Below are 14,773 nucleotides of genomic sequence, written 5' to 3' on the forward strand. Positions count from 1 at the left end.
ACAGGTCCGTGCCCTGCCCGGACCGGCCGGGCGCACGGCTTCAGAACTCTTCGAGCCCTCCTCGAACCCCGCCGACCATGGTGTTCACACGGCAACACCCCGGACGTCGACGGACTGCCAGGAGGCGCGTGTGACCACGACCGAGAATCCGACAACAGAGGAAGCGATCGATCCCGGCCCGTTGATCAAGCTCACCATCGCGGACTGCGCCGCCAAAGCCCTGCACAGCGCCCTCGCGCTCGGAGTGTTCGAGGCGTTGGCAGACGGGCCCGCCGACCTGGCCGGAACGGCCCGGCGCACCGGTCTGCACCCTCGCATGGCCGCCGACTTCCTCGATGTCCTGGCCGGCCTCGGTCTGCTGGAGCGTGCCGGTGACGGCTACCGCAACTCCGCTCTGGCGCAGGCCTACCTCGTACCCGGCCCGGCGTCGTACCTCGGTGGGTTCGTCGAGCTCACCAACGAGACCCTGTACGGGACATGGGGCCGCCTCACGGAGGCGCTGCGCACCGGCGAACCCCAGCATCTCGACCCGGACAAGGGCGGGTTCGTGGGGGACAGGCATCAGGACCCCGCCAAGATGAAGCGCTTCCTGGCCGGTCTCGACGCCTACAGCGATCGGATGGGCACGGAACTGGCCCGTCGCGTCGACTGGCCGGGCTACCGGTCCTTCCTGGATCTGGGCGGCGCACGCGGAAACCTCGCCGCCGTCCTGGTCCGGGCGCATCCCCACCTCGAGGCGATGTGCTTCGACCTGGAGCGCACCAGGCCCCTGTTCACCGAGCACATCCGCGGACTGGGCCTCGAAGGCCGGATCGGGTACACGGGGGGAGACTTCTTCACCGACCCGCTGCCCGAGGCCGACGTGGTCGTTCTCGGGCACATCCTGCACGGATTCGACACCGACCGGCGGCGCGCCCTGCTGCGCCGGGTCTTCGACGCCGTCCGGCCGGGCGGCGCGGTGCTCGTGTACGACCGGATGATCGACGACGACCGCAGCGACCCGGAACGGCTGCTCAGCAGCCTGCACATGAGGCTGGTCAGCCCCGAAGGATCCGAGTACCGCGCGGCGGACTGCCGGCAGTGGCTCCGCGAGGCGGGCTTCGCCGAGGGGCGCACCGAGGCGATGCTCGGCACGCACACCCTCGTGACGGCGTACCGGTGACCACGCCCTCAACCAGCCGCCCAGACTCCCCCAGGAGACAGGACATGAAGCAGGAGAACGCGCCCGTCGTCATCATCGGAGGCGGGCTCACCGGACTGTCGGCCGCCGTCTTCCTCGCCCGGTGCGGGGTGCGGGCGACGCTGGTCGAACGGCATCCGCACACGTCCACCCACCCCAAGGCCCGGGCCATCAACCCGCGCACCATGGAGCTCTACCGGTCGGTCGGCATGGAGGAACGAATCCGGGCGGGCCGTTCGCCGATCACGGGCAACACCGATCTGATCCACGTCGTGACGTTGGCCGGTGAGGAACGTGTGCGCATGCCCAACGCCTCGATCGAGGACATCGGGCGCATCAGTCCCGCGACGTGGACGCTCATCGACCAGAACCAGCTGGAGCCGATCCTGCGCGAGCGTGCCGTGGAAGTCGGTGCCGATCTGCGCTTCCACACCCGGGTCGACGCCCTGGAGGAGGACGCCGACGCTGTCGTCGTCCACACCACCGACATGGCGACGGGCGACACCGGACGCATACGCGCGGCGTACGTGATCGCCGCGGACGGCAGCCGCAGCCCGATGCGTGAGCACCTCGGCATCGGAGCGCACGGCCGGGGCACCATCACCCATCTCGTCAGCTTCTTCTTCGAGGCCGATCTGGAGTCCGCCCTGAAGGGCAGGAAGATCATCGCCGCCTACGTCAACAACCCCGAGGTGCGCGGCACGATCATCCCGATCGACAACGACCGGCGCTGGGTCATCAACGTCTCCTTCTTTCCCGAGAAGGGCCAGAGCGCGGCGGACTTCACCGAGGAACGCTGCGTCGACCTGGTCCGGGCCGCCGTCGGAATCCCCGACCTGCCCTTGAAGATCGAGTCCGTGGACATGCCCCCCTGGGACATCTCCGCCCGCGTCGCGGACCGCTTCGCCACCGGACGGATCTTCGTCGCCGGCGACGCGGCCCACGTCATGCCGCCCACCGGGGCCTTCGGGGCGAGCACGGGTATTCAGGACGCCTACAACCTGGCCTGGAAGATCGGCCTCGTACTGTCCGGTGCCGCCGGTCCCGGGCTGCTGGAGAGTTACGACGCCGAACGGCGGCCGGTCGCCGAGGCCACCGTCGAACAGGCGTTGCTGCGCTTCGCCGTGCGCGAGGGCAAGCAGTTCCGCGACGTCGCCGACCGGCTGCTGGACGAGACGACCATGACCTTCGGCTACCGCTACCCCGTCGGCGCCTTCGCGGCCGAGGCCGGCGCCCCCGAGACGGTGATCGAGGACCCCGACCGGCCGAGCGGCCGTCCGGGGAGCCGTGCGCCGCACGTCGCCCTGGACGGCGCGGACGGGCCGGTGTCCACGATCGACCTCTTCGGTGACGGGTTCACCTTGTTCGCCGGGGCCGACGCACGGCAGTGGACCGGCTCGGCCGTGGCCGCCGCACAGCGGCTCGGCGTCGAGCTGACGGCGCACACCGTGGGCAGCGGCGGCGAATTCACCGACCCGACAGGCGAGTTCGGCAAGCGGTACGGCCTTGTGGACGGCGGGGCCACGCTGGTACGGCCCGACGGGTTCGTCTGCTGGCGGGCGACCGCGGACCGGAACGGCGGCTGGGCGGACGCGGTCACCGACGCGCTGCGCGAGACACTCGACCGACGCTGACCACACCGCCCCGTACACCTCGGCGCGCCTCCACGGAGGCGCGCCGAGAGCATGTCCGGGAGGTGCGGTGGTTCACCCGGCGCGGGACAGGATCCGGTCGAGGACCGAGGAGAGCTCCGCGCCCGCGGAGAGCGGCCCTTCCGAGGTGCGCCAGGCGATGAAGCCGTCGGGCCGGATGAGGACCGCACCCGCCTCGCCCACGCCGTACGACTTGGCGAAGCGCTCCGAGACCTCGGCCGGCTCAGCGGTACCGATCCGGTGGAAGGAGACGGCGAGTCCGGTGGCGGTGCGCACCTCCGCGAGCGCTGCACCCCATGCGCCGCCGCCCGGGCCGGCCAGCAGCAGGAACCCTCCGTCGAGCAGGTCGTGCAGGGGAACGCCTTCTCCTCCCTCGGCCTTGCCCAGGGGCAGATGAGGGGCCCTCGTCCCCGGCCGGCCGGAGGGGAGCACCGGGTCCTCCACAGGGAAGGCGTCGTCCACGCGGGCTTCCCGCACCACCGCCCCGGAGCGGTAGACATGGCCGAACAACACGGTGCTCTCCGGCTGGTGCCGGGCCGCCGCCGCCTCGTCCAGCCCGCTGCGCTGCAGATACCGGATGACACCCTGGTCCACGGTGAACTCGGCGACGGGCGCCCGCTCCTGCTCGTAGCTGTCCAGCAGTTCGGGACCGGCCTGACCGCGGAGCACCAGCGAGAGCTTCCACGCCAGGTTGTGCGCGTCCTGCACCCCCATGTTGCCGCCGAACCCGCCGGTGGGCGGCATCACATGGGCGCTGTCGCCGGCCAGCAGCACCCGGCCCGAACGGAACCGGTCGGCCACCCACGCCCCGATCTCCCAACCGGTGCAGGACTCCACCGTCACCGCGAGGCCCGGCACCCCCGTGGCCGCCCGCACCAACTCCACGCATGCCTGGGTGTCGTACCCCTGGTGGCTGTCCTCGGGCGGCAGGCTGGGTGCCAGCACCCAGCGGTCGGATCGCTCCCCGCCCAGCTTCCCCAGCACGCCCTTGACCTGGTCATTGCTCACGAAGCACAGGAAAAAGGTGCGCCCGGCGACGTGCGCGTCGAGATCCGCGTGGAAGACGATGTTCATCTGGCGCCCGAAGACGCCAGGCCCGTGCACGCCGATGCCCAGCCGCTCCCGGATCGGAGAACGGAAACCGTCCGCGGCGACGAGATAGCGGGCGCGTACCGAACGCTCCGTACCGTCGGACAGGTTCCGCAGGACCGCGTCGACCCCCGCGTCGTCCTGGGTGAAGGAGACCATCTCGGTGGCGAACCTGAGGTCCGCACCGAGCGCCTCGGCGTGCGCCCGGAGGACGGGTTCGAACTTGTCCTGCCCGATCAGGGTCCAGCCGGTGGCGGCCACCTCACCGGGGTCGTGGCGGAACGGGCCCCGGAACCGACCGAGTTCCCGGCCGGTGAGGGATTCGGCCTGGAGAATGTCCCCGTACCGGGCGTGCGGGTTCTCGTTGGCGCGCACCTCGCCCTCCAGCCCGAGCGCCCTCATCAGTTCCATGGTGCGCGGGCTCACGGCCTGGGCGCGTGGGTGGGCCGAGAGATGCCGGTGACGTTCCACCAGCACCGGCCGTACGCCCTGCCGGGCGAGGAACAGGGCCGTGGACAGCCCCACCATGCTGCCGCCCACGATGAGCACCTCGACTGTCTCGTCCGCCATTGAAGGACTCCTTCGGATGAGTCGGGACCACACCGACCGAGGTAACGCGGCACGCATCGAGCCCGGCTGGGGCGACGCGCCAGCCGATGGAGGTGCCGGGACGCGGGACACCAGGGGGAATCGAGCGGACTCCCAGGTGCGACTGCGAACGTTCGTCCCGCTGATGCGGATGAGCTGCCGAGATGGCGGACGGGACGGACCGACGAGAGGGACTGACCGTGGTGGAGGCGCTGACTGTACTGGTGCTGCTGGGCACCGGGCTGGTGGCGGGGGTGCTGTTCGCAGTGGCGGTGAGCGTGATGCCCGCGCTGATCGCCCTGCCGCCCGACCGATATGTGATCACGCACAAACTGCTCGGCCGGCACTACGACCGGATCATGCCGTTCATCGTCACCGGGTCCGTCGTGATCGACACGGTCCTCGCCTTCCGGGGATCCGGCACCGGTCGGGTGCTGTTCGCCGCGGCGGCCGTGTGCATGGCCGGTGTCGCCGTGGTCTCCCAGACCAGGAACGTTCCGATCAACAAGCGGGTGAAGCGCACGCGCCCCGAGGACCTCGGACCCGACTGGGAGGATCCGCGGATCCGGTGGCGTGACTGGCACCTGGTACGCACCTGCTGTGCCGTCGCCGGGTGCGCGCTGACCGCCGCGGCGGTGGTGCTGCCGTGAGCCCGGTCGTCGAACGGGCGCTGCCCGACGAGAAGGACAGGGCGGGGACGGACGCCCGGATGCGTGAGCTGCTGTCGCGGCCCGCACCCGGTCCGGTCGCCGACCGCATCGCACTGCTGCACTTCCTCGGCAGGCGCACGGGCCGCCCCTACATCGTGCCGGCGGGCGTGCACGCCCTCGGGAACCGGCTGGTCGTGGCGACGGGAAGTGCCTGGCGGCACAACTTCGCGGGCGGCGCCGACGGTGAGCTGACCTGGCGGGGCGAGCGCCGGAAGGCCGGTTTCACTCTGCTGAGCGACACCATGCTGACCGCCCGGGGCTATCTGGAGCTCTACGAGAGGTACGGCGACCAGGCGGAGCGCCGCCTGGGGATCGTGGTGCGCGGCGCGACGCCGCCGGGCCTCGACGACTTCCGGGAAGCCGTCGAGCACCGCGGACTGTCGCTGGTGGAGGTCCGGCAGTCCGGCGACCCGAACATGCCTCCCCACACCCTTGTCGCGAACGAGAGGACACCACGATGAGCGGAATCGCGGGCTGGGCGGACTTCGAACGGGACCTGGTTCCCGAAGCGAGGACGGTACGGGCGATGGCAGGGGCACTCGCCCATCGCGGGCCGGACGGCGAAGGAGAGTGGGTCAAGGGGCATGTCGCTCTGGCCCATCGCCGGTTGAACCTGCTCGACGACGAGCACGCACGGCAGCCGGCCGTCGTGTCGTCCGGGAGCGGCCCCGCGGCCGTGCTGGTGATCGACGGTGCGCTGACGAACGGTCCCGAGCTGAGCCGTCAGCTGGCGGCCAAGGGGCACCGGCTCACCGGCCACGGCGACGCCGAGCTCGCCCTGCACGCCTACCTGGAGTGGGGCTCCGACTTCCCGAAACGTCTGGAGGGGCTGTTCGCGCTCGCCGTGTGGGACGAGCGGCGACAGGAGTTGCTGCTCGTCCGGGACCGGCTCGGAGTCAAGCCGCTGTGCTACTTCCGCACCCCGTCCGGTCTGTTGTTCGCCTCGGAGCCGAAGGCGCTGCTCGCCCACCCGGCCGTCGAACCGGTGGTGGACGCCGACGGGCTTCGTGAACTGTTCGCCCACAGCCGCAAACCCGGCACGGCCGTCTACCGGGGAGTGCGTGAGGTGCTGCCCGGTCATGTCGTCGTCGCCCACCGCTCCGGCGTGGAACAGCGCCGGTACTGGCAACTGGCGGCCCGGCCGCACACCGACGACCTGGAGAGGACGGTCGCCACGGTACGCACGCTGCTGTCGGAGGCTGTCGACTCCCACCTGCGTGCGGATGTTCCGGTGGGCGCGATGCTCTCCGGGGGCATCGACTCCAGCGCGCTGAGCGCGCTGGCCGCCGCGTCGCTACGGGACGCGAACTCCGGACCGCTGCGGACCTTCTCGGTCAACTTCGCCGGTTACGCGGAGAACTTCGAACCGCACCCGACGATGCGGGCAACGCCCGACGCCCCCTTCGCGGAGCTGGCTGCCCGGCACATCGGTACCGAGCACACCGAGATCCTTCTCGACACCGGAGCCCTCGTCGGACCCGAGGTGCACCTGGCCGCACTGCGCAGCCAGGACGCTCCGTCACCCCTGGGCGACATGGACGTCTCCCTGCTTCGCTTCTTCGAGGCCGTGCGACGCGCAGGGGTGACGGCGGTGCTGTCGGGAGAGACGGCGGACGAGGTCTTCAACGGGTACTTCTGGGCCTACGACCCGCAGCACAGCAACTCCCGCACGTTCCCGTGGATCTCCTTCGAGCGTGGACACGACGCCGCGGCCGGCGGGCTCGGGTGTTCCCTGGTGGACCGGACGCTGCGCAAGGAACTGGACTTCATGGAGTACGCGGACCAGCACTACCGGGACGCACTCACGGAGGTGCCGCACGTGGCCGGCGAGAGCCCCGAGGAGCGAAGGGCCCGTGAGATCACCTATCTCGCGCTCACCCGCTGGGCGCCGACGCACCTCGACCGGGCGGACCGCATGAGCATGGCGCACGGTGTGCAACTACGCCCGCCGTTCTGCGACCGGGCCCTCGTCGAGTACGTGTACAACGTGCCGGCGGCGATGAAGCGGGTGAACGGGCAGGAGAAGAGCCTGCTGCGTGCCGCAGTCGACGACCTGCTGCCCAGGCCCGTGCTGGATAGGCGCAAGAGCGCCTATCCCACCACGCAGGAGGCGGCCTACGGTGAGTCCGTCCGAAGTCGCTTCGTGCAGCTGACGCGAGACCGTGGTTCCCGTGTCGCCGCGCTGCTCGACGCCAGGGCCACCGATGCCGTGCTGACGTCGGAAGCCGCACCGAGCGGCGCCTTCGCGTGGGTGGAGCGCGCGAGTATGGAGATGATGCTGCAGCTCGATGCCTGGCTGGCGGACTACGATATCGAGCTGCGTCTGTAGTTCTTACCTTTCGGCAATCGGTAAGAAGCCGACCGCCCGGTCCATTCACATTAAACCGATTGGCGTGATATGTGTCACGTTTGGGTTGGTGGGTGGAGCGTTGGACGGAGTTGCCGACTCGCGTGTGTCTCCGGCACGGAAAGAACCTGGCCATCGGCTCTTTACTCGGGTGACATCGACGGGTGAGTGTGAGTAGGTTCGCGGATGGCCAAAGCCCCATCATGGCAGGATGGTTCAACTAGGCTGCGGGGGAGTGTGTTGATAGAGATCAATTTACTGGGCTCGTTCCGAATACGGCGAGACGAGTTGGACGTCACGCCGTCCGCCCCGAAACTCCGTCAGGTTCTTGCCCTCCTGGTACTCAATGTCAATACCCTGGTGACGGCCGACCAGTTATGTGAGGAGTTGTGGGGGGAATATCCCCCGGTCAGCGCGCTGACCACGCTGCAGACCTACATCTACCAACTCCGCCGTAAGCTCCGGTTGTCCACAGGGCAGTCCGGTGCGGCATTCGGTTCCCGGCCCTCGCGTGAATTGCCGGCCCTCCTGACCAGAGTGGGCGGCTACGAACTGCGGTTGCGGAACAAGGACGCCGTGGACGCATACCGCTTCGAGCGGGTTGCTGAGCAGGGCATGACCGAATACCGCGAGGGTGCGGCCGAAACGGCCGTCCGAACACTGCGGGAGGCGTTGGCGATCTGGCGGGGTGAGGCGCTCGTGGACGTATCGGGCGGCCACCGGCTCTCGGCCTGGTCGACGCAATTGGAGGAACGGCGCAAGAGCACGTTGGAGAAGCGATTCGCCATCGCGCTGGAGCTGGGCCATCACCAGGCAGTGGTCGACGAGTTGTCCGCCGTCGTGCGCGCCTACCCCACCCATGAGATTTTCGCGGGGCAGCTCATGCGGGTCCTGCAGCGCTGCGGCCGCCGTCCGGACGCGCTCGACGTCTTCCGCGTCCTGCGGTCCCGGCTCGTCCACGAGTTGGGGCTGGAGCCCTCCGCGCCGCTTCAGAAGCTGCACCAGGAGGTGCTGGCGGACCGGGGGCATCCGGTCAGGCAGGAGCGACTGAAGTCCGTCCCCGCTGCCGCGGTCCGGCCGGCCGCCCCCAGGCCCGCGCAGCTTCCCGCCGACCTGAGCGACTTCGTGGGCAGGGAAGCGGAACTGGACCAGGTGGAGGCGTACCTGTGCGGCGACGCCTCCCCCGAGGTGGGCTTGCGCCTGGTCGAGGTTCACGGCCCGCCCGGAGTGGGCAAGACCGCCTTTGCCACCAGGGCCGCACACCGGCTGCGCAGGCATTTCTCCGACGGGCAACTCTTCATCGACCTCACCCACGTGGACAACGGTGCCGCTCAACTGGCCGATGTGCTTGCCGCGAGTCTGAGCGCGTGCGGAATGGCCCGGGAGAAGCTGCCCACGGGGCTCGACGAGCTGGGCCAGCTGTTCCGCACCGTGACCGCCGACCGCCGGGTCCTGCTGGTGATCGACGACGTGCTCGCGGCGTCGCAGTTGCGTGCCCTCCTGCCGGGCGGGTCCAGTTGCTCGGTCATCACCACCAACCGCTATCGCACGCAGGGCCTCGCCACCGGCCGGAAGATCGCGCTTTCCGCGCTCTCCCCCGGAGATTCGCTCCAGCTGTTCGACGGGTTGGTCGGTGGCGGTAGGCAGGGCGACGAGGCCGTCGCCGTAGGTGAACTCATGCGCATGTGCGACGGCCTGCCGCTCGCCGTGCGGGGCGTGGGCACCCGCCTCGCCGCGCGGCCGACCTGGTCCGCCGCGCGGTTGATGGCCCGGCTGCGTCGGGACCGTGGTCTGCTGCTCGAACTTCAGGCAGGCACCCAGTCCCTGCTGAGCACCGTCGAGTCGAGCTACCGCCTGCTGTCGGAGCGGCACCGGCTGCTGCTGTACCTCATGGCCGAGAACGGCCGCATGCGGTGGCGCCTGGACGAGGTCGGCCGGCTGTTGCCCGGGGACGACGTCGAGACGCTGGTCGAGTCCCTGGTCGACGTGCACCTCGTCAACGAGTCCCTCGGCCTGGAACGCCGGTCCGGGCCACCGGGGGAGAACGAGCCGGTCTACACCCTGTCCAGCCTCAACCGGCAAGCCGTACTCAGGCTGTACCCGGAGCGGGGCAGGCCGGGCCTGGTGAGCCTCACCAAGGCACGCGGCGTCGTGCGTCCGCGTCGCTCCACCGTACGGAGCCAGCCGTCCTCCTGACCGCTGACCGCTGACCCCGGAACGGAACGGCCCCTCACGCCTTCAGGCGTGAGGGGCCGTTCCGTTCTGCTCGCACCGCACCACCGTCGCCGAGCGGCACCAGCGTCCTTCGAGACTCCTTCGAACCCCGCCGACCAGGGTGAACCAGGAACCAAGCAGCTGGAGGGCATCGTGCATCGAACGCTGATCGTGGCGAGGATGGACCTCACCGACGCACAACAGGTCGCGGAGATCTTCGCCGACTCGGACCGGACCGAACTGCCGCGCATGGTGGGGGTGTCCCGGCGAACCCTGTTCGCTTTCCACGACCTCTACTTCCACTTGGTGGAAGCCGACGAGGACATCGCACCCGACCTCTACAAGGCGCGCAGTCATCCCCTGTACGGGGAGATCAACAGGCGTCTCGGCCGGTTCATCTCCCCGTACGACCCCGACTGGCAGGAGCCCAAGGACGCCATGGCCGTCCCCTTCTACTCGTGGACGCCGGACGCGGGGCCGCTGATCACCGAGCCGACCGGTGCGAACCTGGGAGGAACCGCGTGACCGGCTCACCCGCAACCACCAAGGTCGCCGTGGACTCCGTGCCGGCCAACACAAAGCGCGGCGGTGACATACGCGTGACCCTGAGCCCGAAGACGGTGGGGTGCGGCTCCGGCTTCGGGGGAGTGCTGAGGCTGGCGCCCAGAGAGTTCGTGACCGAGCATCTCCACCCTTACTCCGAGGAGTTCCTGCACGTCGTCCGGGGCCACCTCGAAATGTGCCTGGACGGAGTGCCGGTGAGGTTGGAACCGGGCGACTCGTTGCTGGTGCCGATCGGCGTCCGGCACCGGCTCGTGAACACCGGTACCGTCTCCGCCGAAGCGGTCTTCCACCTGTCCCCGCTCGCGCCCCGCCCCGAACTCGGCCACGTGGACACCGAGCAGCCGGTGCACGCGGACGCCGGTGACCCGAGTGTCGGCGGCTCACGATGAACCGCCGCGCCGTCATCACCGGCGTAGGGGTGGTCGCGCCGGGCGGTGTCGGGCAGGACGCCTACTGGGACCTGCTCACCGCCGGGCGCACCGCGACCCGCGCCATCAGCCTCTTCGACGCCTCCGGCTTCAGGTCCCGGATTGCCGCGGAGTGCGACTTCGATCCGCTGGCGGCGGGACTGTCGCCGAAAGAGGTGCGGCGCATGGACCGTGCCGCGCAGTTCGCGGTCGTCGCGGCGCGTGAAGCGATCGGGGACAGCGGGCTGGAGCTGTCGTCGGCCGACCCCGGCCGGGTCGGCGTGAGCATCGGGAGCGCGGTGGGCTGCACCATGGGCCTTGAGGACGAGTACGCCGTGATCTCCGACGGCGGACGGAACTGGCTCGTCGACCACACGTACGGGGTTCCGCACCTCTACGGCTACATGGTCCCCAGCACGCTGGCCGTCGAGGTCGCGTGGCAGGCAGGGGCCGAAGGCCCGGTCGCGCTGATCTCCACAGGATGCACGTCGGGTCTCGACGCGATCGGCCACGGCGTCCAGCTGATCGAGGAGGGCGGCGCCGACATCGTCCTGGCAGGTGCCACCGATGCCCCGCTGTCCCCCATCACCTCCGCCTGCTTCGACGCGATCAAGGCGACCACCCCGGACAACGACGATCCCGCGCACGCGTCGCGCCCCTTCGACCGGCGGCGCAACGGGTTCGTACTCGGCGAGGGGTCGGCTGTGATGGTGCTGGAGGAGGCCGAAGCGGCGCGGCGCCGTGGCGCGTCCGTCTACGCGGAGGTCCTCGGATTCGCCGGCCGCAGCAACGCCTTCCACATGACGGGGCTCAAGCCGGACGGCAGGGAGATGGCCGAGGCCATCCGGGTCGCTCTGGACCGGGCTCGGCTCGGCCCGGACGACATCGACTACATCAACGCCCACGGCTCCGGTACCAAGCAGAACGACCGCCACGAGACGGCGGCGTTCAAACGCAGCCTCGGAGAGCGTGCGTACCGGGTTCCGGTCAGCTCGATCAAGTCGATGATCGGGCACTCGCTCGGCGCGATCGGCTCGCTGGAGGTCGCCGCCTGTGCCCTGGCCCTGCGGCACCAGGTCGTGCCGCCGACCGCCAACCTCTCGGTGCCCGACCCGGAGTGCGACCTGGACTATGTGCCCGGGGACGCGCGTGAGCACCGGATGGAACGGGTGCTGACCGTCGGCAGCGGATTCGGCGGGTTCCAGACCGCGATGGCCCTGGGCAGGCCCCGCACCGAGCGGGAGGCGGCATGAGCGCATCAGGACTGGGCTCCGGTCGCCGTCCTGCACCGGTGGTCACGGGGCTCGGCGTGGTCGCGCCGACCGGGATCGGTGCGCGCCGGCACTGGGAGTCGGTACTGGCCGGCAAGAGCGGCCTGGGCCGCATCACCCGCTTCGATCCCTCGCAGTACCCGGTACAAGTGGCGGGTGAGATCCCCGGATTCGACGCCGGACGCCTGGTGCCCGGACGTCTCGTCCCGCAGACCGACCGGTTCACCCATGCCGCCCTGATCGCCGCGGAGGCCGCGCTCGACGACGCGCGCGCCGACCCCCGGTCGCTTCCCGAGTACGAGATGGCCGTGGTCACCGCCAGTTCCTCCGGCGGCACCGAGTTCGGCCAGCACGAGATGGAGCGGCTCTACCAGCAGGGATCCTCCTGGGTCAGCGCCTACCAGTCGATCGCCTGGTTCTACGCGGCGACCACCGGGCAGGTCTCCATCCGGCACGGCATGCGAGGCCCCTGCGGCGTGCTGTGCTGCGAGCAGGCGGGCGGCCTGGAGGCGCTCGCCCAGTCCCGTCGGCTGCTGAACAGCGGCTCCAGACTGGTCCTCAGCGGCGGCACCGACGCCTCCTTGTGCCCGTACGGTCTGGTGGCCCAGATGGCCACCGGAAATCTGTCGACCGAGGACGACCCGGCGCGGGCCTACAAGCCCTTCGACGCGGCCGCCTCGGGCCAGGTACCGGGCGAGGGCGGCGCGTTCCTGGTGGTCGAGAGCGCCGCCTCCGCCCGGGAGCGGGGCGTCGGCCACTACGGGACGCTGCTCGGACACGCGGCCGGGTTCGACCCGCCCCCCGGATCCGGACGGCCGCCGGTGCTCGCCTCGGTGATCCGGCAGGCACTCGCCGACGCCGAGGTGGAACCCGGGGAAGTCGACGTCGTCTTCGCCGACGCCTCAGGTGTGCCGGCACACGACCTCGCCGAAGCCCGCGCCATCACCCAGGTGTTCGGGCCGGGCGGAGTCCCGGTCACCGCACCCAAGACCCTCACCGGACGCCTCTACGCGGGGGGTGCGGCTCTGGACACCGTCACCGCGCTGCTCGCCCTGACCAGCGGCGTCGTGCCGCACACCGCCGGGCTCGAACGCCAGGCCCCGGGCTGCGACCTCGCCCTGGTCCGCGACCGGCCGCGCCGGACCGACCCGCGTGTCGCGGTGGTGCTCGCGCGGGGCCACGGCGGCTTCACCTCCGCACTCGTGGTGGGGCGCGGCAACCGTACGGACACCGGGCAGTGAGCCGTCCGACATCCCACAACAGCGATCCACGAAAGGGGCCGGAGATGGCCGAGTTCACAGTGGACGACTTCACACGGATCCTGCGTACCGGCGCCGGAGTCGACCAGCAGACCAATCTGGAGGACGAGCGCGCCGCCGACACCTCGCTCGTCGACCTGGGCTACGACTCGCTGGCGGTCCTCGAACTCACCAGCCGCATCGAGCGTGAGTACGCCATCGCCATACCGGACGGCGACCTGGCGCACACCCTGACACCCCGCGAGGCCGCCGCCTACGTCGCCTCCCGGATCGCGGAGGTGCAGGTCTGATGGCCGGACACGTCGACAACGAGATCGTCATCAACGCGCCCATGGAGCTGGTGTGGTCGATGACCAACGACGTGGCCTCGTGGCCGCGGCTGTTCAACGAATACGCGTCCGCCGAGATCATCGAGCGTCGCGGGGAGACCGTCACCTTCCGGCTTGCGCTGCACCCCGACGAGACCGGCACGGTGTGGAGCTGGGTCTCCGAGCGCACGGCGGATCCGGTGACCCGTACCGTGCAGGCTCACCGTGTGGAGACCGGCCCCTTCGCGTACATGAACATCCACTGGGAGTACGAACAGCGGGCCGAAGGCGTCCGGATGCGCTGGATCCAGGATTTCGCGATGAAACCCGGTGCCCCACTCGATGACGCGGGCATGGCCGAGCGCCTCAACCGCAACACGCGCGTTCAGATGCGGATCATCAGGAACAAGGTGGAGACCGCCGCACGGGCGGACCGGCAGCTGGCCGGCCGTCGCATCCTGGTCACGGGCGGTACGCGGGGCATCGGGCGGGGGATCGTACTGGCCGCCGCACGGGCCGGCGCGCAGGTGGCCACCTGTTACCGGAAGCCCGGCGAGGCCGTCACCACGCTGGAGCAGGAGCTGGCGCGAACCTCCGGCAAACACACGGTACTGCGGGCCGACGTCTGCGACGAGAACGACGTCGACCGGCTGCTCGCCGAGTGCCGAGCGAGTCTCGGCGGACTCGACGCGGTGGTCAACAACGCGGGCGCCTTCGTCCCCACGCCCTACGAAGAGCTGGACAGCGCCGCGTGGGCGGACACCCTGCGCGGCAATCTGACAGCCGCACACCTGGTCAGCAAGGGCGCCGTCCCGCTGCTGGGGAAGGGGTCGGCCATCGTGAACATCGGCTCCACCGTGGCGTCCATCGGAATGACCGGCGGCGTCCACTACACGGCGGTCAAGTCCGCGCTGGTGGGCATGACCCGTTCACTCGCCCGTGAACTCGGCCCGCGGGGCATCCGCGTCAACACGGTCTCACCGGGCCGGATCGCCACGGAGGCACTGGACGCCCTGCCCGAGGACGTCGCCGACGAGCAGCGGCGGGTCTTCTCCTCGTTCGCGGCGCTGGGCCGGCTCGGCACGGTCGAGGAGACCGCCAACGCCGTGCTCTTCCTCGTCAGCGAGCGCGCGAGCTACGTCACCGGTCAGAACATCCACGTCGACGGCTGCGTGTGAGCAGCG

Annotated in this window: 13 protein-coding genes and 1 pseudogene; 13 read left to right on the forward strand and 1 reads right to left on the reverse strand. The window is 70.3% G+C overall.

Annotated elements, in window-relative coordinates; all coding sequences use genetic code 11:
• Positions 1–130: 130 nt before the first annotated feature.
• Together ACGF5O_RS22305 and ACGF5O_RS22310 are read left to right on the forward strand one after the other, a co-directional pair.
• On the forward strand, positions 131–1,162 hold the full coding sequence (locus tag ACGF5O_RS22305) for a methyltransferase (protein ID WP_393811610.1): 1,032 nt from the start codon (positions 131–133) through the stop codon (positions 1,160–1,162).
• 44 nt (positions 1,163–1,206) lie between these two features.
• Positions 1,207–2,814 (forward strand): FAD-dependent oxidoreductase, encoded by a 1,608-nt coding sequence (locus ACGF5O_RS22310; protein WP_393811611.1) that lies wholly within the window; start codon positions 1,207–1,209, stop codon positions 2,812–2,814.
• Positions 2,815–2,886: 72 nt separating this feature from the next.
• Here the strand turns inward: ACGF5O_RS22310 and ACGF5O_RS22315 are convergent, their stop codons facing one another.
• Entirely contained in the window at positions 2,887–4,491 is a 1,605-nt protein-coding gene (locus ACGF5O_RS22315) for an FAD-dependent monooxygenase (protein WP_393811612.1), read from the reverse strand.
• Positions 4,492–4,673: 182 nt separating this feature from the next.
• Here ACGF5O_RS22315 and ACGF5O_RS22320 point away from each other — a divergent pair, with 182 nt between their 5' ends.
• The 11 genes and pseudogenes from ACGF5O_RS22320 to ACGF5O_RS22370 all read left to right on the forward strand — a co-directional run bounded on the left by ACGF5O_RS22320 (position 4,674) and on the right by ACGF5O_RS22370 (position 14,767).
• Entirely contained in the window at positions 4,674–5,159 is a 486-nt protein-coding gene (locus tag ACGF5O_RS22320) for a DUF1772 domain-containing protein (protein ID WP_393811613.1), read from the forward strand.
• Positions 5,156–5,680 carry a hypothetical protein gene (locus ACGF5O_RS22325; protein ID WP_393811614.1) on the forward strand — a complete coding sequence of 175 codons (525 nt, stop codon included), beginning with the start codon at positions 5,156–5,158 and terminating at the stop codon, positions 5,678–5,680. The genes ACGF5O_RS22320 and ACGF5O_RS22325 overlap by 4 nt, the downstream gene beginning before the upstream one ends.
• Complete coding sequence (gene asnB, locus ACGF5O_RS22330) at positions 5,677–7,548, forward strand: asparagine synthase (glutamine-hydrolyzing) (protein ID WP_393811615.1); 1,872 nt, start codon at positions 5,677–5,679, stop codon at positions 7,546–7,548. Before ACGF5O_RS22325 ends, asnB begins: the two co-directional genes overlap by 4 nt.
• Before the next feature lie 255 nt (positions 7,549–7,803).
• Positions 7,804–9,762, forward strand: coding sequence for a BTAD domain-containing putative transcriptional regulator (locus tag ACGF5O_RS22335; RefSeq protein ID WP_393811616.1), 1,959 nt, complete (start codon positions 7,804–7,806; stop codon positions 9,760–9,762).
• Positions 9,763–9,933: 171 nt separating this feature from the next.
• Positions 9,934–10,305, forward strand: coding sequence for a TcmI family type II polyketide cyclase (locus ACGF5O_RS22340; RefSeq protein ID WP_393811617.1), 372 nt, complete (start codon positions 9,934–9,936; stop codon positions 10,303–10,305).
• Positions 10,302–10,733, forward strand: coding sequence for a cupin domain-containing protein (locus tag ACGF5O_RS22345; protein WP_393811618.1), 432 nt, complete (start codon positions 10,302–10,304; stop codon positions 10,731–10,733). The genes ACGF5O_RS22340 and ACGF5O_RS22345 overlap by 4 nt, the downstream gene beginning before the upstream one ends.
• Positions 10,730–12,004, forward strand: coding sequence for a beta-ketoacyl-[acyl-carrier-protein] synthase family protein (locus tag ACGF5O_RS22350; protein ID WP_393811619.1), 1,275 nt, complete (start codon positions 10,730–10,732; stop codon positions 12,002–12,004). Before ACGF5O_RS22345 ends, ACGF5O_RS22350 begins: the two co-directional genes overlap by 4 nt.
• Positions 12,001–13,263, forward strand: a complete 1,263-nt coding sequence (locus ACGF5O_RS22355) for a ketosynthase chain-length factor (protein WP_393811620.1) — start codon at positions 12,001–12,003, stop codon at positions 13,261–13,263. Before ACGF5O_RS22350 ends, ACGF5O_RS22355 begins: the two co-directional genes overlap by 4 nt.
• Positions 13,264–13,307: 44 nt before the next feature.
• On the forward strand, positions 13,308–13,571 hold the full coding sequence (locus tag ACGF5O_RS22360) for an acyl carrier protein (protein WP_393811621.1): 264 nt from the start codon (positions 13,308–13,310) through the stop codon (positions 13,569–13,571).
• A pseudogene (locus tag ACGF5O_RS22365) lies at positions 13,571–14,014 on the forward strand (SRPBCC family protein); the annotation flags it as partial. The gene ACGF5O_RS22360 and the pseudogene ACGF5O_RS22365, both read left to right, overlap by 1 nt.
• Positions 14,000–14,767 (forward strand): SDR family NAD(P)-dependent oxidoreductase, encoded by a 768-nt coding sequence (locus tag ACGF5O_RS22370; RefSeq protein ID WP_393811926.1) that lies wholly within the window; start codon positions 14,000–14,002, stop codon positions 14,765–14,767. The pseudogene ACGF5O_RS22365 and the gene ACGF5O_RS22370, both read left to right, overlap by 15 nt.
• The last annotated feature ends 6 nt before the right edge of the window (positions 14,768–14,773 follow it).

Origin of the sequence: Streptomyces sp. NPDC048291 (assembly GCF_043201715.1) — a bacterium.
In the GTDB taxonomy this organism is placed as follows: Bacteria; Actinomycetota; Actinomycetes; order Streptomycetales; family Streptomycetaceae; genus Streptomyces.